Annotated in this window: 20 protein-coding genes and 1 pseudogene; 9 read left to right on the top strand and 12 right to left on the bottom strand. The window is 40.3% G+C overall.

All coding sequences use genetic code 11. The annotated features are described in order from the left end of the window. Positions 1–4: 4 nt before the first annotated feature. The 3 genes from ID47_RS06030 to ID47_RS06020 are packed head-to-tail and all read left to right on the top strand — an operon-like array spanning position 5 to position 3740. A complete protein-coding gene (locus ID47_RS06030) occupies positions 5–1552 on the top strand; it encodes an NADH-quinone oxidoreductase subunit M (protein WP_084676036.1) in 1548 nt (515 codons plus the stop codon). Further along, complete coding sequence (locus ID47_RS06025; RefSeq protein ID WP_038464874.1) at positions 1549–3006, top strand: NADH-quinone oxidoreductase subunit N; 1458 nt, start codon at positions 1549–1551, stop codon at positions 3004–3006. Before ID47_RS06030 ends, ID47_RS06025 begins: the two co-directional genes overlap by 4 nt. Then, entirely contained in the window at positions 3006–3740 is a 735-nt protein-coding gene (locus ID47_RS06020) for a biotin--[acetyl-CoA-carboxylase] ligase (protein WP_038464872.1), read from the top strand. The genes ID47_RS06025 and ID47_RS06020 overlap by 1 nt, the downstream gene beginning before the upstream one ends. 487 nt (positions 3741–4227) lie before the next feature. Here the strand turns inward: ID47_RS06020 and ID47_RS06015 are convergent, their stop codons facing one another. Further along, positions 4228–4680: an outer membrane protein assembly factor BamE gene (locus ID47_RS06015; protein WP_038464870.1), complete on the bottom strand. Its 453-nt coding sequence runs from the start codon at positions 4678–4680 to the stop codon at positions 4228–4230. 164 nt (positions 4681–4844) lie between these two features. On the opposite strand from ID47_RS06015, the gene ID47_RS06010 reads away from it, so the two are divergent. From ID47_RS06010 to ID47_RS05990, 5 genes are read left to right on the top strand one after another with little or no spacing between them, the layout of a single operon-like run. Continuing rightward, positions 4845–5288 (top strand): ubiquinol-cytochrome C chaperone family protein, encoded by a 444-nt coding sequence (locus ID47_RS06010; RefSeq protein WP_198022247.1) that lies wholly within the window; start codon positions 4845–4847, stop codon positions 5286–5288. Beyond that, the gene (locus ID47_RS06005; protein ID WP_038464868.1) at positions 5289–5822 is read left to right on the top strand and encodes a YceD family protein; all 534 of its coding nucleotides are present in this window, start codon (positions 5289–5291) and stop codon (positions 5820–5822) included. Positions 5823–5843: 21 nt separating this feature from the next. Beyond that, entirely contained in the window at positions 5844–6437 is a 594-nt protein-coding gene (recR, locus tag ID47_RS06000; RefSeq protein WP_038464866.1) for a recombination mediator RecR, read from the top strand. Beyond that, positions 6437–7192: an RsmE family RNA methyltransferase gene (locus ID47_RS05995; RefSeq protein ID WP_051908681.1), complete on the top strand. Its 756-nt coding sequence runs from the start codon at positions 6437–6439 to the stop codon at positions 7190–7192. The genes recR and ID47_RS05995 overlap by 1 nt, the downstream gene beginning before the upstream one ends. A 33-nt stretch (positions 7193–7225) precedes the next feature. Continuing rightward, entirely contained in the window at positions 7226–7819 is a 594-nt protein-coding gene (locus ID47_RS05990) for a superoxide dismutase (RefSeq protein WP_038464864.1), read from the top strand. Positions 7820–7890: 71 nt separating this feature from the next. Here ID47_RS05990 and ID47_RS13230 read toward each other — a convergent pair whose 3' ends face one another. The 10 genes and pseudogenes from ID47_RS13230 to ID47_RS05945 form a co-directional block, all read right to left on the bottom strand. After that, the gene (locus ID47_RS13230) at positions 7891–8493 is read right to left on the bottom strand and encodes a tetratricopeptide repeat protein (RefSeq protein WP_038464862.1); all 603 of its coding nucleotides are present in this window, start codon (positions 8491–8493) and stop codon (positions 7891–7893) included. 12 nt (positions 8494–8505) lie between these two features. Continuing rightward, positions 8506–8745, bottom strand: a pseudogene (locus tag ID47_RS13900) (tetratricopeptide repeat protein); the annotation flags it as partial. Beyond that, entirely contained in the window at positions 8727–9932 is a 1206-nt protein-coding gene (locus ID47_RS05980) for a tetratricopeptide repeat protein (RefSeq protein WP_038464860.1), read from the bottom strand. The gene ID47_RS05980 and the pseudogene ID47_RS13900, both read right to left, overlap by 19 nt. Positions 9933–9937: 5 nt before the next feature. After that, positions 9938–10645: a hypothetical protein gene (locus tag ID47_RS05975; RefSeq protein WP_232223209.1), complete on the bottom strand. Its 708-nt coding sequence runs from the start codon at positions 10643–10645 to the stop codon at positions 9938–9940. Between the two features lie 302 nt (positions 10646–10947). Next, the gene (locus tag ID47_RS05970; protein ID WP_038464856.1) at positions 10948–11229 is read right to left on the bottom strand and encodes a response regulator transcription factor; all 282 of its coding nucleotides are present in this window, start codon (positions 11227–11229) and stop codon (positions 10948–10950) included. Between the two features lie 443 nt (positions 11230–11672). Then, positions 11673–12230, bottom strand: coding sequence for a ribosome recycling factor (gene frr, locus ID47_RS05965; RefSeq protein ID WP_038464854.1), 558 nt, complete (start codon positions 12228–12230; stop codon positions 11673–11675). 19 nt (positions 12231–12249) lie between these two features. Next, positions 12250–12975 carry a UMP kinase gene (pyrH, locus tag ID47_RS05960; protein WP_038464852.1) on the bottom strand — a complete coding sequence of 242 codons (726 nt, stop codon included), beginning with the start codon at positions 12973–12975 and terminating at the stop codon, positions 12250–12252. 16 nt (positions 12976–12991) lie between these two features. Beyond that, the gene (gene tsf / locus ID47_RS05955) at positions 12992–13921 is read right to left on the bottom strand and encodes a translation elongation factor Ts (RefSeq protein WP_038464850.1); all 930 of its coding nucleotides are present in this window, start codon (positions 13919–13921) and stop codon (positions 12992–12994) included. A gap of 258 nt (positions 13922–14179) precedes the next feature. Continuing rightward, entirely contained in the window at positions 14180–14956 is a 777-nt protein-coding gene (gene rpsB / locus ID47_RS05950; protein ID WP_038464848.1) for a 30S ribosomal protein S2, read from the bottom strand. 203 nt (positions 14957–15159) lie between these two features. Further along, positions 15160–15612 (bottom strand): hypothetical protein, encoded by a 453-nt coding sequence (locus tag ID47_RS05945; protein ID WP_038464845.1) that lies wholly within the window; start codon positions 15610–15612, stop codon positions 15160–15162. A 501-nt stretch (positions 15613–16113) separates the two neighbouring features. Between ID47_RS05945 and glnA the strand changes: the two genes are divergently transcribed. Beyond that, entirely contained in the window at positions 16114–17514 is a 1401-nt protein-coding gene (gene glnA / locus ID47_RS05940; RefSeq protein WP_038464843.1) for a type I glutamate--ammonia ligase, read from the top strand. Positions 17515–17554: 40 nt separating this feature from the next. On the opposite strand, the gene ID47_RS05935 is transcribed toward glnA, so the two are convergent. After that, the gene (locus tag ID47_RS05935) at positions 17555–19426 is read right to left on the bottom strand and encodes a potassium transporter Kup (protein WP_038464841.1); all 1872 of its coding nucleotides are present in this window, start codon (positions 19424–19426) and stop codon (positions 17555–17557) included. Positions 19427–19686: the final 260 nt, after the last annotated feature.

The raw sequence follows: 19686 nt of genomic DNA, 5'->3' as shown, positions 1-19686 counted from the left end.
TCTGATGTTGGAAGAACTACCTATTTTATCACTGACGACCTTTTTTCCATTATTTGGAGCATTGTTTATTTTGCTTATCAAAGGAGATGAAGCAACGATCGCGCGGAATTCGCGCTATGTTGCTCTCTGGTCAAGCGTTTTAACCTTTGTGTTAAGTTTGCTCATATACATTGGTTTTGATCCTCTAAAACCAGGCGATCAATTTGTTGAACACCACACATGGGTCAAGGAATTTAATATTTCTTATCATATGGGGGTTGATGGTTTTTCTATTCTGTTTATCTTACTATCAACATTTTTAATGCCTTTGTGTATTCTTGCAAGTTGGGAGTCGATTCAAAAACGGGTTCGGGAATATATGTTGGCGTTTCTTTTGCTTGAGACGTTAATGATCGGCATGTTCTGTGCCTTAGATCTTATCCTGTTCTATGTGTTCTTTGAAGGAGTCCTAATTCCTATGTTCCTTATTATCGGAATTTGGGGGGGTGAGCGCCGTATTTATTCTTGCTTTAAATTCTTTCTGTATACGTTTTTAGGATCAGTTTTTATGTTGCTGGCGATTATCGCTATCTACGTGCAAGTAGGGACCACTGATTTAACGGCCGTGCATAACCATACATTCTCAGCAAATTTACAACATTGGTTGTGGTTAGCCTTCTTTGCTTCCTTTGCTGTCAAGGTGCCCATGTGGCCCGTTCATACGTGGTTACCGGATGCTCACGTTGAGGCTCCCACAGCGGGATCTGTTATTTTGGCTGGTGTTTTGTTGAAAATGGGGGGATATGGTTTTTTGCGTTTTTCCGTACCGTTGTTCCCGGAAGCAAATTTAACTTTTGCTCCCTATGTTATGAGCCTTAGTGTTATTGCTGTGGTTTATGCATCCTTGGTTGCCTTAGTCCAAAAAGACATGAAAAAGCTTATTGCCTATTCATCGGTGGCTCATATGGGGTTCGTTACTCTGGGGATTTTTGCAATGACCCCTCAGGCTGTAACGGGCGCAATGATCCAAATGTTGAGTCACGGTTTAATTTCTGCGGCTTTATTCCTTTGCGTGGGTGTCGTTTATGATCGACTGCATACGCGAGAGATATCGCGTTATGGTGGTTTAGTTGCCATCATGCCAGTTTATGCGGCGTTTTTTATGTTATTTACAATGGCATCTGTTGGACTACCGGGGACAAGTGGGTTTGTAGGGGAATTTCTTGTCATCCTAGGTAGTTTTAAGGTCAGTACTGTTTTTGCGACACTCGCTGCAACAGGGATGATTTTAGGCGCAGCCTATGCTTTGTGGCTTTACCGCCGCGTCGTTTTTGGTAAGCTAGAGCATGCAGACTTGCAATCTTTAAAAGATCTAAATTGGCGAGAGAGTTTTTCGTTTGCTGTTCTAGGAATTGCTGTTTTGTGGATGGGAATTTATCCGAAAACCTTTACGGATATTATTAATCCATCCGTTGATAATCTCATAGCGCAATATACGAGAAAGCTGGCGCAAGCGCAAAAAGTAGGGCAGTTAGCATCGGCTGACTCAGTATCACAAGTGAGGGAATCATGATTGCATCAAGCTTGGTTTATCTTCTTCCAGAGCTCTCCCTTAGTATTGGGGGAATGGGATTGCTGCTTTATGGCGTATTTCGTAAACAATCCTCTGTGATGAGTTCTATGAATGTGGCTGCAATATTGCTCTTATTTGGCGTGGGATTAGTGTTGCCTTCCTCGCCAGTAACAGTTTCTTTATTTTCTGGGCAATTAACCAATGATGTGTTTGGCCAGTACCTTAAGATTGGTATTTTGATTGCAGCTGTTCTTGTCATTATGAGTACACGGAAAGCTTTATATTCGGATCATATTTATCAGGCAGAATATCCCGTTCTAATTTTGCTATCAGTTGTTGGAATGATGCTGATGGTGTCCTCAACTGGGTATCTCAGTTTATTTATGGGACTAGAGTTACAAAGTTTATCTCTTTATATTATCACTGCTTTAAAGCGTGATGATGGCCGCTCGTCTGAAGCGGGGATCAAGTATTTTATTTTGGGGGCTCTGTCAACAGGGTTGCTCCTGTATGGAATTTCACTACTTTATGGTCTAACAGGTAGTCTTCTTTATAGTGATACAGCTAAACTTATTGCGAGTCAGCAAGGTTTTACTCTGCCAATGTATGTGGCTTTTGCTTTTATTTTGGCTGGCGTTATCTTTAAAATTTCAGCGGTACCCTTTCATATGTGGACGCCGGATGTTTATGAGGGGACGCCGACAAGCATTACGGCATTTTTGGCGACAGTGCCAAAAATTGCAGCGTTTGGAATGGTGATCCGATTGCTCATGAATCCATTTGTCGAAGGGCTGGCTAACTGGAACGCCATTATCGCTGTTCTTGCCATGGCATCCATGACGCTCGGGAGCTTTGCTGCCTTAAATCAAAAGAATATCAAGAGACTGATTGCTTACAGTACAATTGGTAACGCTGGTTATTCTTTGATTGGAATGGTTTCAGGCGGGCAAAGTGGCGTTCAGGCAACTGTTATTTATGTATTCTTATATGTATTGGCGACCATTTGTTTCTTCGCCTGTTTAGGGAATCTGCACCGTCGGGGATTACCTTGTGAAGAGATTAATGATCTAGCTGGCATCAATCGGATTTATCCGGGCACAGCTTTTGTTCTTGCCTTTATTCTGTTTTCCATGGCGGGTATACCACCGTTGGCTGGATTTTTAGGTAAGTTGTATATCTTTAACGAAGCCATTAAAGCTGGTCAAATTACTCTGGCGGTGGTTGGTGTTTTGACATCGGTGGTCTCAGCGGCATACTATTTGTGGATTATTAAGGTTATCATGATGGATCCTATTGATCACGATAAATGGCAGAAGGTAGAAACCTATAAAAGAGATATCACTGTAACTATAGTGATTATATTGATCACGGGAACACTAAGTTTGTTTTTCATTAAGCCGACCTTGTTTATACCTTTTGCTTCCGAGGCTGCAGCATCGCTGTTTGTAAAATAATGACATATAAATTATTTAATTTTGAACAAACTGACAGTACAAATGATGAAGTCAAAAAACTTCTGGCGACAGATTACAGCCAGGACGTATTAGTTCTAACGGATTCGCAAACACGCGGAAGAGGGCGACGGGGCCGCCGCTGGTACTCCCCGCCCGGAAACTTATATATGTCTTTTTCAAAGACACCACCTGTCAATCCTGTGGTGTTAGGACAGATTTCCTTAGTTGTCGGGATTGCTGTCTACCGAGTCATAAAAAAAATTATGCCAGAATCGGCCCAAATTGCTTTGAAGTGGCCGAATGATATTCTGGTTAATAAAATGAAGTTGGGGGGGATTCTCGTTGAAACCGAGCAATTCCCAGATCAATCCCATGCAACATGTATTATTGGGATAGGCATTAATATATTGTCAGCACCAGAAATGGTTATGTTTCCGGCCTGTTGTCTGCGGGAGTTTTTCAACGACTTACCCGGTAAAACCCAGCTAGCCCAAGAGATTATGGCTGAATTCGATCAATGCTACGACATTTGGGTTAACGACAGTTTTGAAAAATTACGCAATGAATGGTTGCTTGTTTCCTATGGCTTGGGTAAGCCTGTTTCTGCCCGCGCGGAAAATGGGTTTGAGGTATATGGAAGATTTCTGACCTTAAGCCTTGATGGGGCGGTGGTCATCTGCGATGATGACGGAAATGAGTACCTTGTGCGTAGTTCTGAAGTAACCTATTTATAATCACCTGCTGATACAAACTGGAAGCTATTTTTAAAGGGGGGGGGGGTTCCTTAAACTGACTAAGTTGACCGGGAGAGACTTAAATAGCTTTATAATACTTTTAAAGCATATCCAGCATCAAGATGTAATAAAATATTTAAATTTAAGTAATAATACAATTGGAGAGGCGAGTGAGTTAGTTCATCTGTCTAATCTCAGAAATCTATATATACGGAATACAAATACTAGAGGTGTTAGCTTGTTAACAACTAATAATCCTGCGCTAGAAATTATTAGCTCTTAATTTATGATGGACACTACCTCACAAGGGGGGGAATTTTTCCTGAATTAGCGTTCTTTTTTATAGTCTTGTTGCATGGTAATTTACTTGCTTCATGAAATGGCGGATTTTTATTCCCCGAAGAAACAGAAATTTATCTCTGTTCCTTAATTACTTAATCAATGGAAATTATGCAAGTATAACCCTACAGGTTAAAAGAAAAGGGGCTTATGGTGCCCCTGTTCTTGATCCACCTTTTGTAGAAAGTTTACCAAAGTTACTAAAGACTTCTCTTAAGAGACCTGTTTGGTGGCCTGCAGACGGTGTTTCACGGCCGACAGGTTTGATTTCTCGAGCATGTTCGCCTTTGCGTTCAATAATTTTGGATACAATTCCTGCATCATTAAAAGAAACTTCATAAGTCAAGAGTTCTGTCGTTGTGGGTGTAAGAAATGCTTTGGTTTCTGTTTGTTTGGAAATATAAAACCATGTTTCTGGTTTAAAAGCGCTGATAGTAGATGGGCTGCCAAAGGTTTCTTCGACTGTTTGTTTCGTGGTTTGACCAGGAATTATTCTTGTAAAATCGCGGCTGTCCACTTCGTAACCGCGGTTATCCACGGTTGGAGAGCAGCTGGCCAACAATCCTGACAAAATAACTGTAGGAATAAGGGTGTAATTCATCGTATAATATTCTCAAATAGAGCATTCAGATTCTGTTAATGATTTTGCACGGGATTGGCTAAATGTCAAGGATTGTGTGGTAAGTGTGAGTGGCAATGTTCGGTAAATCAAGGAAGAGAAACAATAATTTAGTTGCGGTATCTTTGTACGACCAGTGTGTTAGCATGGCTCGGCACCCTGACTATTATACAGATTTTTCTATACAAGACAAAGTTTTGGGAAGATTTGAGGTTTTAGCTCTTCATTTATTTTTGATGTTGCGCCGTTTGAAAGAAGACACATCGCCCCTCTCCGGAGACATTAGCCAAGAAATATGTGATTTATTCGTGGCAGATATGGACCACAGTTTGCGAAATGCGCGGTTGTCTGAATCTAAAATTGATAAAAATTTTAAGCGGTTTATTGAAGGTTTTTATGGTCGTTTAGTTGCCTATGATAAGGGGCTGGATGAAGGGGCATTGGATGCTGCCATTCTTAAGAACGTTTATGGCGATGATCAAACTTACCTTCAACCGGGCAAACAAATGGCTGTGCGGATGACTAATTTACTGGATGTTCTGCGTCAACAACCCGATGTTAATAATCTAAATTTCAAGGGGGAAAAGTAAATGACACCTGAGTTTAGCCGAGTTTTTAATCTGGATAAAATTGGTCAACTTGCCTATAAATATGAAATTAAGGCCACGCCCGAAGAGTTAGAGCAGCTATCCAAAAGGTTTAATTTGATATCTATTAAGACCTTCCAAGTATCTTTTGATATTACAAAGGCCCGTAAGCGGGGGGAATACGAAGTTCATGCTTATGTGGTGGCAGAGGTTGTGCAAGCCTGCATTGTCACTTTACAAGAGGTGCCCGATCAATTGCAGTTTGAATATAAACTTAATTTGGTTGAAGGTGATGAAGATCGATTCCATGATGATTTGGATTGGCACGCCGAAGCCGAAAAGGAATATGATCTTGAATTTTTTCAAAATAATGAAGTCGATTTTGGTGAAATTACATCTCAGTACTTATCTCTTGAACTCAATCCCTATCCCCGGGCAGATGTGACCGTTGAAGAGGTAGACCTTCCAAAGGATTACGGTAAAACTAATCCATTTACAGTTCTCGATATTTTGAAAAGCCGTTCTTCTAAATCGTAATAAAGGTAAGAAGGAGGTGTCATGAATAGTCCTGAAATTCAGCTCTTAATTCAGCATTTGAGTAAGCTGCCGGGCTTAGGGCCTCGGTCGGGTCGCCGTGTAGCCTTGCATCTCTTAAAAAGGCGTGAAAAAATTTTTCGTCCTCTTATTCAGGTTATGCTGGACGCAGAACAAAAGGTTAAGACATGCCATATATGTCATGCGTTGGATGCCAGCGATCCCTGTACCTTATGCGTTGATCCAAAACGTGACCCGCATCAAATCTGTGTCGTTGAAGATGTCGCCGATCTATGGGCCTTAGAGCGTGCTAATACTTACCGGGGTGGCTACCATGTTTTGGGTGGGGTTTTATCGGCCATCGATGGAATAGGGCCCCAGCAACTGAATATTCAAAGCTTGCTCGATCGTATAGCAGAAAGCCAGATAACAGAAGTAATTTTAGCCTTGAATGCCACTGTCGATGGACAAACAACAATCCATTACTTAATTGAGCAACTCCGTCCCTTTAATCTGAGTGTTACCACTTTGGCACACGGCGTTCCTATTGGCGGCGAACTCGATTACTTAGATGAAGGGACGCTCTTTACTGCATTTCAGGCAAGGCGGAGCACTTAATGACGCGATTGTATTATCCTGAAAGCTTATCTCTTAATCGAATGGTTGTTCTGCAGAACGACCATATTCATTACTTACGCAATGTCTTACGGCAAGAAGTCGGCGCTCAGGTCAATTTATTTAATGGCCGAGAAGGGGAGTGGCAGGGTGAAATTACAAGCCTAACGAAATCTCGGGGGGAGGTCTTGCTACGGCACTGCTTACGGGAGCCAGAGGTTGAAACGCCGGTGACGCTTATATTTTGTCCTATTAAAAATGACCCCCTGCATTACTTAATCGAGAAATGTACTGAAATTGGCGTGACCATATTTCAGCCGGTCTTAATGGAACGAGGTAACATCCATAAGATCAATCGAGAAAAATTACAACGGATTGCTGTTGAAGCGTCACAGCAATGTGAACGTTTATCTGTTCCAGAAGTCAGGGATTTGCGTTCTTTAAAAGAGACTTTGGACGATTGGCCACAGGGAGCTATACTTTATAGTTGCGCTGAACGGTGGCGAGAAAGTAATCATCAAAAACATATTTTAGGCAGCAGCGAGGATAAGACAAAGGTCGCGGGCAAGGGATCGTCTTCCACTGGCGAGTCAGTTTTCCTGAAAGCGAGTCTAATTGGGCCCGAGGGAGGGATCTCTCCCAAAGAGATAGAACTTCTATGCCGTTATCCTTTTGTTCAGTTTATAAGCTTGGGGAAGAATATTCTGCGGGCTGAAACAGCAGCCGTGGTGGCTGCAACCAAAATGATTTTAGGGTGATAAATTATTTAAACACTATTTAAGGAGGAACATATGACACATCAATTACCACCGTTACCTTATGATATGAATGCTCTCGAGCCCCATATTACAGCCAATACTCTTTCTTTCCACTATGGCAAGCATCACCAAGCCTATGTGACAAATCTGAATAAACTTTTAGAAGGTCATCCCTTGGAAAATTCTAGTTTAGAAGAAGTTATTATGAGTTCGGCTGGAAAAAGCAATATGGTTGGGATTTTTAATAATGCGGCTCAAGTTTGGAATCACACCTTTTATTGGAACTGTATGAAATCAAATGGTGGTGGTGAACCATCGGCTAATTTTAAAGAAAAAATCGAAAAGGCCTTTGGCGGCTGGGATAAATTTTTAGCAGAATTTAAGGATGCTGCTGTTACTCAATTCGGTAGTGGTTGGGCCTGGTTGGTTAAGGATGGGAATGGCGACTTAAAGCTGTTGAAGACAGGGAATGCTGATCTGCCCATGGCGCATGGAATGACGGCACTCTTGACGTGTGATGTGTGGGAACATGCCTATTATCTTGATTTCCAGAATCGTCGTCCAGATTATGTGGATACATTCTTAAAGTACCTAGTTAATTGGGATTTTGTTGAAAGCCAGCTGTAGTTCCTTAAGGTTTAATTGCAAAAAAGAGGGGGAAATAATCCCTCTTTTTTTGATTTAGCGCAGGGGGGGGGCTATGACCTTGTAAGGTCTTCTTCATCTTTCATTAGATTTTTAATCTTATTCTGAAGTCTTATGTTATGAAAGGAGTCTGCTGCCAAGTTCTTTTCTATAATTTCCAGAGCTTGATTAAAGTAATGTAAGGCTTGCTTCTTAAGATTCTGACTCTCAGCCATACCTAGTTTGTTATCCAGTAAGTTAGATCTTCTTAAGCATAATTCTGCTAAGTTTTCTAAAACTTTATAATGATCAAAATGGTGGTGCTTTTGATAGATTTTTAAGGCTTCTTGAAAGTAGGTATGGGCAGTCTCTATATTATTCTCTCGTCCATAAACCTCTCCAAAACTCATTAAAACCTCGGCTGTTTGGGAATGATCTTTTCCAAAATGTTGTGTGTGAAGCTCAAGACAGTGCTGAAGTAAAGCCTTTAATTTTTCGTATTGTCCTAGTTCTTTACAAGCGTTTGCCAAAAGTAAGGAAGCCCACGCAACCTCAATATGTGTGTCAGGATAAAATTTTTTATGGATGGCAAGGCTTTGTTCAAGCACTTCTTTTACTTCGTTATGTTTTCCGATGTTTGTGTATACTTTTCCTAAAAGAGCTAACGACCAGCCCACATCAATATGATCTTCAGAAAAATTTTTTTTATAACTGGCAACACTTTCATTGGCTAGCTCTTCAGCTTTTTCAAAATGCCCCAGTTCTCTATAAAGATTAGCGAGTTGGCCTAAGGTGCGCGCAGTTCTTAAATGATCCAGTGAAAAATATTTCTTATAAATTGTAAGGCTCTCTTCAAGTAAATTTTTAGCTTTATCATAATTACCAAGATTTCTATAAACATCTCCTAAGTTTAAAAGGGCCCACGAAATATCCTTAGGGCGTCTAATGAGTGACTCTTATATATTTCGAGTCCAGTTTCGATTAAATCTTTAGCTTGTGAATGATTTCCTGCTGTCTTGACAACTATCCCTAAGTACACGAATGTTTTAGCTTTTAAACGATAATCTTTAATTGAAAATTCATCTAAGAATGAAAGAGTTTCTTCTAAAAATTGTTGTGCTTTTTCATACTGACTTAGACAATAATAAATACATCCTAGACTGCAGCTTAGTGATGCTTTGCTATTATTTGTTAACAAATGATTATGACCCATCAAAGCTTTGCAATGAGTTATTAAATTCTTTATTTTTACTAAACCATCACTGTTTACTGCTTCATTGATCTCATTTTTGAAAATTCTTATAATGCCTTCTAAAAGGAACCTATTTCTCTCAAGATCTAGAGTCTTGCTAAAATATGCTAAGCTTAAATGTTGGGTACTGCGATGAATTGAAAAATTTTCCCTTTTCTGAAGGAGGGTATTTATTATTAAGGAATATTTTTTTAAATTATAAATAAAGCTATCCACGATAGCTTCATGTTTGTATTTATTAAGTAGTTGTCGTGGAATACCCTGTGAATCAAGTAAACTAATAAATAGAATAAGATCCAAAAAATCTTTATGCTTATATGCGACTTTCTTTAAAGAAGCGGTAATAATATTATAACGGCTTTTGGTATAATCAAGAGAGCCTTTTAAAGTACTTTCTTCAGACTCTGCAAAATCTTCCTCATAGTGGATTAGCATGTCTACATAACCCTCAAAAGGTTGGTTAGTCGCTTTTAAATAATTGGTTGCAATAGAGATATCGAGAGGAAAGGAAGGGATATAGTTTAAGAGTTTTTCTGCTTGCCTTTTTTGTTCTGGTGTAAAAGCAGGCTGATTTTCTGCGACCATAATCTTCTCAAAAAGAGCAAGTTTTTCTGTCGATTTTAGCTCACCTATATGAAGGGTATGAGTAATATGACTATTATTTTGTATATTGCTATCCCTTGTTGTAATAATTATATTGCCTTTCCCCCAAATAGTTGGATGGGAAGGAAAATACTGTTTAATGTCTGTAAAGTTTTCGACATTATCAAAGATTAAGAGCCAAGGAAAATGAATTTTCAGCTTTTTTTTAACAAAAAGAATGATTTTTTCTTCTTTTTCTTGAAAATTTTTTATTTCATGCAATTCGCTTAATATCTTTCTTCCTCTGTCTTAGATAAATCGTAAGCTAAGTTTTCAAATGCGTGTATCAAACTTTCCTTTGTTTCAGCGTTGATCTCCCATATCACAGGAAGGCGTTGAGTAAGTGCATATTGACGAGCTAGGGTAGTTTTTCCAGCTCCCCCAATGCCTACTAATGCCACAGTCCCAATCTCTTCGGGACTTTTAAATACTTCTTTAATTTCATTTATTAATTCAGGCCGCTGTAAAAGCATGCCGGTATGGGGAAGAGGTAGATCAGAACAAATAGATTGGGTTAATAAAATCTTGCCATTATGGAGAAATGGTTCATTGTTGAACGGGGATGAAATTGAGACTACTAATCCCACTATACTTAAGATGAAAAATGCAGCACCTACCGCCCACGTTTTCTTTTTCTTTAATGGACCTAAAAACGCTTTAAGTGTTTTTTCCCGTCGCTCTGGTCTAAGGGGCGGGAGTGGTGAATGGGAAGATAAGATCGTTTTTTGGTCTTGAGGGGAATTATGAAATTGCCGAAACTCAGAAATAATTGGCTCAAGATTAATCTGGGGTAATAACTTTTTTAAGATCTCAAAAATAATATAATGGTAGTTTTCATGCTCTTCTAAAATAAGAAGAGAAAAATTTTTTCTTCCTGTAAAAAAGATTTCGTCAGTTTGTTTGGTGGGGAAAAGAATAAGGCCACCGCTATACAAGGCAAAAAAAGAATCATTTAAATTTTCAATACCTCCCCCCGTGACCATATAAATAATAAAACGACTCAGTTTGGAAGCGGCCAGTAAAGTAGGAGCCTAACCTTGGTCGGCTTTTTTTCAATGCTTTGTCGTGTCGTTGGGAGACCCGCAAGGTTTAATTGTTTTTCAATATAAGAAATAAGAGGAGTCCATTCCGCTTGTTTTTCAGCATAAAGAGAAATAGATATGGCCTCTTCCTTGGGGATGAGAGTAAATATTTCCTGGAGTTTTTTTTCAAAGCGAGCTTGGGCTAAAAGATTTTCCTAATGCTGCCTTAGAGCGGAAAATTTTCCCGTTTTTTCGATAAAATTAATAATGCCTTCCCGCGAATTGCAGTTAAGTTTTAGCATTAAGTTACGGATATGAGTTTCAACAGTTTTAGGAGAAATAGTTAAAAAATAAGCAATGGTTTTTATTGTTTTGCCACTTAGCATGCCAGCGAGAATGTCTATTTCTCTTTGTGTAAAAGGAATCCCCCCAATATTTTTTAAGTGATGAGCATAAATATAGTCAGGTGATTTAGACTTTTGCACATCCACTGTCATTTTGCTTTTTCTCTAATTTTATGAATCTTGTATTTCCTTCACTGTACCCCCTCTATGAGGCGGGGATTTAAGGGAAATTTAGATAAATTTTTCATGCGGATATGTCACTTAAGTGCTCTCCATAAAAATCCTTTTTTCTAGTTGAAGTGTCTCGGAGTAAGTTTCAGTGAATGACTGCAAAGCTTTATGCCTGGAAGATCTCATTAAGACTAGCAAGAATCTAGCTATCAGAGGATAACTAAACCATACAGCTGGAAGCTGTGGAGGGGGTCTAAGAATAAAAAGGGGAGAATCGTATACCCCTCTCTGAGAAGTAGAAAAATTTTGAGACTAAAATTCACTTAAATCTTATGTCTAAAATACGGTTCTTTTAAATGGTGATGGAATCAAATTTAGCAGAGAGGAAAGGAAGATAATCCCTTCTTCTCTGCTCGGAAAATATCTTAAACTTGCAGAATGTCTTTTTGTTTTAAGGCTAAGACTTCGTCAATTTTTTTGATATGAGCATCTGTAACTTTTTGAACTTCATCCGATAAACGACGATGTTCGTCTTCGGAAATATCGCCATCTTTTTCGCTTTTCTTTAAAGCTTCCATGGCGTCGCGACGCACGTTACGGACGCTGATACGAGCTTCTTCAGCATACTTGGCTGCGATTTTTGTCAATTCTTGACGGCGTTCTTCGTTTAGCGGTGGCAAGGGAATACGGATCAATTGCCCATCAACGGCTGGATTTAAGCCTAGGCCCGCATCACGAATGGCTTTTTCCGTACTCTTAATCATGGAGTTATCCCAAACTTGGACAGTCAGCATTCTGGCTTCAGGTACGTTAATGTTTCCAATTTGATTAATAGGGGTTGGTGTACCGTACGCATCGACCTTGACGCTATCAAGTAAATTAATAGAGGCGCGTCCTGTGCGAAGACCGGAGAGCTCTCTATTTAAAACCTCAATGGTGCCATCCATACGGCGGGCTGATTCTGTAATACGTGGATTAGACATGGGTAAATCCTCTTATTTGTTAAACTTCTGATATTAGGGTGTGTTGGCCTTTGCCTGCAAGAACATTAGCAAAGCCATTGGCTTCGAAAATTGAAAATACAGCTAAGGGGAGTTTGTGCTCGCGCAGGAGGGCAACAGCTGTGGCATCCATCACACTAAGGCGATCATTAAGGATATCGCTATACGTTAATTTAGCGTAGTGTTGGGCATCTTTATGCTTGACCGGATCTTTATTGTAAACACCGTCAACTTTGGTTGCTTTTAATAGTAATTCACATTCCATTTCCAAAGCTCGAAGGGCTGCCGCTGTATCGGTGGTAAAAAAGGGATTACCGGATCCCGCTGCAAAAATAACCACCCGACCTTTTTCCATATGGGATACGGCGCGACGGCGGACATAATCCTCTCCAATAGCCTTCATTGGGATTGCCGTCATGACGCGACAGGCCATACCATTTTGTTCGATCGCATTCTGTAAGGCAAGAGCATTAATAACGGTCGCGAGCATCCCCATATAATCACAGGTTGACCGATCAATACCTAAAACTTGAGATCCTTTATCACCACGGAAAATATTACCACCACCAATAACAACACATACCTGAACACCTAATTGGGTTGCTGTATGGATATCAGCTGCTATCTTGTGTAACATGCGGTTGCTGAGAGTTTGGGGATGCCCCGCATCATCAACTTCAGCTAAAGCCTCCCCAGAGATTTTGAGGAGGACTCTTTTGTATGTCATTGAGTCCTTCCTATATTTAGCGATTGCCAGAAGCCTGAGCTGCAACCTCGGCTGCGAAGTCAGCTTCTTCTTTTTCGATTCCTTCACCCAGAGTGTATTTTACATAACCGGTCAACTGGATAGGAGCACCGAATTCTTTACCAGCTTGTTCTACCACATCGGCAACCTTTGTTTGTCCATCAAGAACAAATGTTTGCTCAAGTAAAACAACTTCTTCGTAGAACTTGCGAACACGGCCTTCAACCATCTTTTGGATGATTTCTTCCGGGCGCCCTGTGGCCCGAGCCTGTTCAATCAAGACTGTACGCTCACGCTCTAGAGCTGTTGGATCAACCTCTTCGATGGTCAATGCGGCTGGATTGGCTGCTGCAATATGCATAGCAATCTTTTTACCCAATTCATTGAGTTTGTCTGCTGGTGCTGCTGATTCCAAAGCAACCAAAACACCAATCTTACCCAAACCTGGGGCTGTTGCATTGTGAATGTAAGAGCTAATAACGCCTTGAGGAACGCTCAAGCTGCGAGTCCGACGTAGGCTCATGTTTTCACCAATCGTGGCGATCAAACGGGTGATTTCACTATCTACTGTTTGGGCATCATCGTATTTTGCTGACTTAAGGGACTCATCTGTATGAGCATCGGCAAGGGCAATTTCTGTAACGTTACGAACCATGCTTTGGAACTGCTCATTACGCGCAACGAAATCAGTCTCAGCGTTAATTTCAACAATTGCACCTTTCGTACCGCTGGTTGCAACACCAACAAGGCCTTCAGCAGCAACGCGTCCAGCTTTTTTAGCTGCTGCAGCTAGACCTTTTTTACGAAGCCAGTCAATCGCTTCTTCAACATTACCATTGGTTTCGGTGAGTGCCTTTTTACAGTCCATCATACCGGCGCCGGACTTTTCGCGGAGTTCGCGAACGAGAGCTGCGGAAATTTCAGCCATAATCATCTCCTGAAATATAGTTAGATTTAAATTAGATCAAATTGTCCAAAACGAAAAGATTGATGCTCAAGATCCTATCTTGAGCATTAGTATATCTAACTCAGATCATTTTGTACATTTGTGAACGCGGATCTTTAATTGGTTTTTTCTTCATCAATCTTCTATGAGAGGCTATCCCCGTTGATTTTTTGAAGAAAACTTACACTTAATCTCTGATCCGTATTGTGTACAAATAGGCTGATTTAGATATTAAAAATCTTATTCAGCGTGCTCTTCGCCAACTTCTTGTGCTAGCAGTTCAGCAGGAAGCTCAATTGAGGCACCGAGATCGATACCAGCATTTGCCATTTCAGCTTGTAAACCATCAAGAACGGCACCAGCAACAAGATCACAATACATTTGAATCGCGCGTTGAGCGTCATCGTTACCAGGGATAGGAAATGTAACGCCAACTGGATCAGAGTTGCTGTCCAAAATACCAACAACCGGAATACCTAGGCGAGCAGCCTCTTGAATTGCAATCGCTTCTTTATTGGTGTCGATAACAAACAATAGATCAGGCAGACCACCCATATCGCGGATACCACCCAAAGCAAGCTCTAGCTTTGTGTATTCACGTTGTAAATCAAGTTGTTCTTTCTTTGTCAGGCCTTGACCCTGGTTAGAAAGACGTTCTTCTTGATCCTTCATACGCTTAATGGATTGGTTAACAGTTTTCCAGTTGGTCAATGTGCCACCGAGCCAGCGGTGATTAATATAGTATTGACCGCATTTGCTTGCTGACTCTTTAACTTTTGCAGAAGCTTGAGGCTTTGTTCCAACGAACAAAACACGACCACCAGCAGCAACTGTGTTACGAACCGCTTCTAGCGCACGGTGTAATAGGTTAACGGTTTGTTCTAGGTCAATAATGTGAATGTTGTTACGAACACCAAACAAAAATGGAGCCATCTTTGGGTTCCAGCGACGTGTATGGTGACCATAGTGAATACCAGCTTCTAAAAGCTGACGCATTGAAAATGTTGGCAGTGCCATTGGGTAAATACTCCTTTTCCGGTTATACCTCCACAGGATAGTGACTAACGGCTGTTAGCACCGGACGGTTTTGATGGCTCTCCCATCTTAACCACTCCTGTGTGTGGATTTCTTAAGGAGAATAACAGTTTTGCTCTTAAACTGCAAAGGAAAAAAGCCCCTTATCCAAGGAGCTTTTTTTATCCGTATAATTGTGAAAGAGATTAGTTAGTAGGGTAAAGGTTAGAATCAGTAAGTGCTTTTACAAAATCAGTACGGGTCATGTTTATACTCAAGGTAACAGGATTATCTCTTATAATTCCAGGAAAATCTCGATTGGTGAGGATGAGAGAAGGGGAAGACTGCCACGTTCCTTTTTTAGTAGGAAGAAAATAATTTAATTGAATAAAATCAGAAGTATGCGTCACTAGACCAATTCGGATATTAAAGGTCTCGGTCCAATTTTTGATAGGTTCTCTTGGAGTTTCATCCGTTTCTGAAGAGCTCAAATAAATACCGGCTTGTTTTAGCGCCTCTATAAATTCAGTGCGGCTGAAGCTTTTTTGGAGTTTAATAGGAGCCTTTAATGGTACACTATCAATGTGCTCACACTCAAAATAGACATTCCCTCTGAAGGTCATGGGGCCTAGACGGGTATAGTCAGGAGTATGTTCCACCGGACCAATATTTGTATGAAAAGTCTTTGTCCACTTTTCTGTGGAGGAGGCTGGATTATATAAAAAAAAGGTTGAATTTAAAATAATTGGTAAAGCAAAAATAAATTTTTCATAATAAACTCCTAAATATTTTTAATAATAAATATTAACTGGTTAAAATTATCGTGCACACAATAATCAGAAGAAGAAAAAATAGGTATAAATTTATCCAACACCTGGAAAGGTAAGGCTGTTAGTTTTATCTTTTTAATAGAACCTTCTTTTATTTTTGTTGATGTCCCGTTCGCACAGAGAAGAATGCATTATACCGACAGGAAGGTCTTTTCATAAATTTTTTTCTCATTGCCCTTACGAAGAATTTCTTATTCTAATCTAATCCTATTTTTTAAAGCAGTTAGCTAGAGTTGTAACATTAAGTAACCGAGACTTTTCTTGAAACCAGAACAAGGGAAATGTATAACCATAAAATAAAGATTTTATTTAAAATTAAGGAGAAAAAATTTGATCAACAAATTCTTAAAACAATTAGAGGAACAGCAAGTTAAATTTGTTGATTTTCGCTTCACAGATATTTTGGGAGCTTGGCATCACATGAGTTTTCCTGTTGAGGCCGTTGATGAGAAATTGTTGGAGGAGGGGATCTATTTTGATGGATCATCCATTAGTGGATGGCGCCAAATTCACGAATCAGATATGATCATGAAGCCCGATTTTTCTTCTGTCCATCTTGATCCATTCTCAGTTCAAACGACCATGATTGTGGTTTGCGATATATATGATCCACGAGGCGGTCAACCTTATACGCGGGACCCTCGATCCATCGGTAAAAAAGCAGAAGCTTATCTTAAAGACTCTGGTCTTGCTACCAATGCTTATTTTGGGCCGGAAGCAGAATTCTTTGTTTTTGATGGGGTACGCTATGGCGTGGACAGTACCGCAGCTTTTTATGAATTAGAATCCGAAGAATTTCAATCGAATAATCGCCGTGAAATAAATGAATCCAGTCACGGCCACCGTCCTTTACCAAAGGGTGGATACTTCCCTGTCTCACCCTTAGATTCGTTGAATGACATGCGAGCTGAAATGGTTACGGTCATGCAGCAAATGGGTTTAAAGATGGAAAAGCATCATCATGAAGTGGCTCCCGCTCAACATGAGCTAGGTTTCCAATTCGGGGAATTGGTCGAAACCGGTGATAATATCCAAATTTATAAATACGCGGTCAGAAATGTTGCTCATAGTTATGGTAAAACGGCAACGTTTATGCCCAAGCCGATCTTTGGTGACAATGGATCGGGAATGCATGTGCATCAGTCCTTATGGAAGGATGATAAGCCTTTATTTGCCGGGGGCGGCTACAGTGGTTTATCCGAAACGGCTCTCTATTATATTGGCGGAATTTTGAAGCATGCTAAAGCTATTAATGCATTTACTAATCCGACTACGAATAGCTATAAACGGTTAGTGCCGGGCTATGAAGCCCCCGTGATTTTGGCGTATTCGGCGCAAAATCGTTCTGCTGCTTGCCGTATCCCAACAGCCATGGGAGAAAAAGCGAAACGCGTTGAGATTCGTTTCCCCGATCCACTCGCCAATCCTTATTTAGGAAATGCGGTTATGCTGATGGCTGGGCTTGATGGGATTCGTCATCAGATTCATCCAGGGGAACCATCCGATCATAATCTGTTTGAAGAATTGGACATCGCGGCCACATTGCCTAATATGTGTGGGTCGTTGAGGGAAGCTTTAGAAGCTCTGGCGGCTGATCATGACTTCTTGCTTCACGGCGATGTCTTTACAAATGATTTCATTCAGGGATATATGGAATTGAAATGGCAAGATGTCCTAACTTATGAGCGGACCCCACACCCCTTAGAGTTTATGAAATATTATTCTTGGTAAGGTTGAGTTATATAAAGGAGGGTAAAGCCCTCCTTTTTAATTACAGTTTGAGCCTAATTCCTAATTCGAGCACCCGTTTATAGGGGATTTTATAAAATTCTGTAGCGTTCATAGCATTTTTTGCCAGCCAAATAAAAAGGTGTTCCCTCCAAGCTGGCAAATGAGGCGTGGTACTAGCCACAGGAATGCCTCGACTCATGAAAAACGTGGTGTCTTGTAGGCTTAGGTGTAAACCAAGCTCATCACATTTTTCAAAAAGATTAGGAATATTCGGTGTTTCTGTGAAGCCAACATAATAAATAACTTGATAAATATCATGTCCCAAATCATCTATTAATATTTTTTCGGAATGGTAAACACGGGGGATATCTTTGGTAATAATGGAAAGAAAAACAACTTTCTCATGTAATACTTTATTATGCTTAAGATTAATCGTCAAAGAGAGGGGTTCATTATCCGGTGTTGATGACAGATAAACGGCATTACCTGGGATACGTAAGGGGGGATCTTGTTCAATATTTTTTATGAAATTTAAAAGCGTCCTACCCGATTGATGGATTTGATTATTAAGAATATCCCTTCCTTTTTTCCAAGTGGTCATAATCGCCCATAAGAATATCCCAATGACCAGCGGAATCCAGCCACCCTCTGTGAATTTCATCAGATTAACACTGAAATAGGTTATATCAATAATTAAGAATATTCCGAAAATGGGAACGACTTTCCACCAACCCCATCCCCAATTATTAAGAGCAAGATAGCTTGTGAGGAAAGTGGTAATAACCATGATGCCTGTGACAGCCATGCCATAAGCTGAGGCTAATGCTGTTGATGATTTAAATAGGATAACCAGAATCAATGCCATAAAAAGCAACGACCAATTCATGGTGGGGACGAAAACATGGCCGATGGTTTTTCTTGATGTATGGTCGACGCGTAAGCGGGGTAAGTACCCAAGCTGTACGGCTTGCCACGTCATGGAAAATATACCTGAAATCACGGCTTGGGACGCAATAACGGTTGCAGTCGTGGCGACAATAACCAACGGTAATGTTGCCCAAGCCGGGACGAGAAAGAAGAATGGATTAGAGGCTGCTTCAGGATGGGTAAGAAGAAGAGCGCCCTGACCAAAATAATTAAGAAGCAAGCAAGGGAAGACCATAAATAACCAGGCGCGGCGGATCACTGATTTGCCAAAATGACCTAGATCTGTATAAAGTGCCTCAGCCCCGGTGATTGCCAGAACAACGGATCCAAGGATAGCCAGAGAATGCGGACCATGGTCGTGAAAGAATTGATAAGCATACCACGGATTAAGGGCTTCAATAATTTGCGGTGTTTGGATAATCTGATAGATTCCCAAACTCCCAATAACTAAAAACCATAATGTCATGGCTGGGCCGAATAAATTGCCAATTGTTTCAGTGCCCTTTTGTTGGATTAAAAATAGAATAATCAGTATTATTGATGCCACGGGCACTATATAGTTCGTAAAGCTGGGTGAAACGACGGTTAATCCTTCGACGGCGCTTAAGACTGAAATGGCTGGTGTAATGACTGCATCGCCGTAAAAAAGAGCAGCGCCGATCATTCCAATGCCAAATAGGTATTTTTTGGTTTTATCGCTTGCGCCCCGCATACTTAAAGAGAGCAGGGATAAAATTCCGCCTTCCCCATTGTTATCGGCGCGCAAAACAAAGCAAATATATTTAAGGCTTACCACGGTGGTAATTGACCAGAATATTAACGATAAAATCCCCATAATCATCGAGAAATCATGGCCATAAGGGGATTCAGACAAACAGTCTTTTATCGTATATAAGGGACTGGTACCAATATCTCCAAAAACAACACCAATCGCGCCCATCAAAAAAGGGATGGTAGGTTTGGGATCTTCTTGTCGTAACAACATAGCCTTTAATCTCCTATATAGAATTAATGGGGAGATGCGGTTTCAAAAAGCAGGGGGTTAGGCAGCCTTTCGCGTTAAAAATCTCTTTGGTAAAATTTTGCTTTATTACTACGTAATTTTTCTTAAATCTTATCTCGTAACTTATTTTTGCTTCAAGTTATTTAATTATACTTTTATCTTACGTCAAAATTATTGATAAAAAACTGACAATATGCTCCTTAATCAAATCTTAAGATTCAGTCTTAAAAAAAGCTTAAACT

Origin of the sequence: Candidatus Paracaedibacter acanthamoebae, from assembly GCF_000742835.1 — a bacterium.
Taxonomy (GTDB): domain Bacteria; phylum Pseudomonadota; class Alphaproteobacteria; order Paracaedibacterales; family Paracaedibacteraceae; genus Paracaedibacter; species Paracaedibacter acanthamoebae.
Note: the sequence above shows the minus strand (reverse complement) of the source record. Positions and strands in the feature narration are given on the sequence as shown.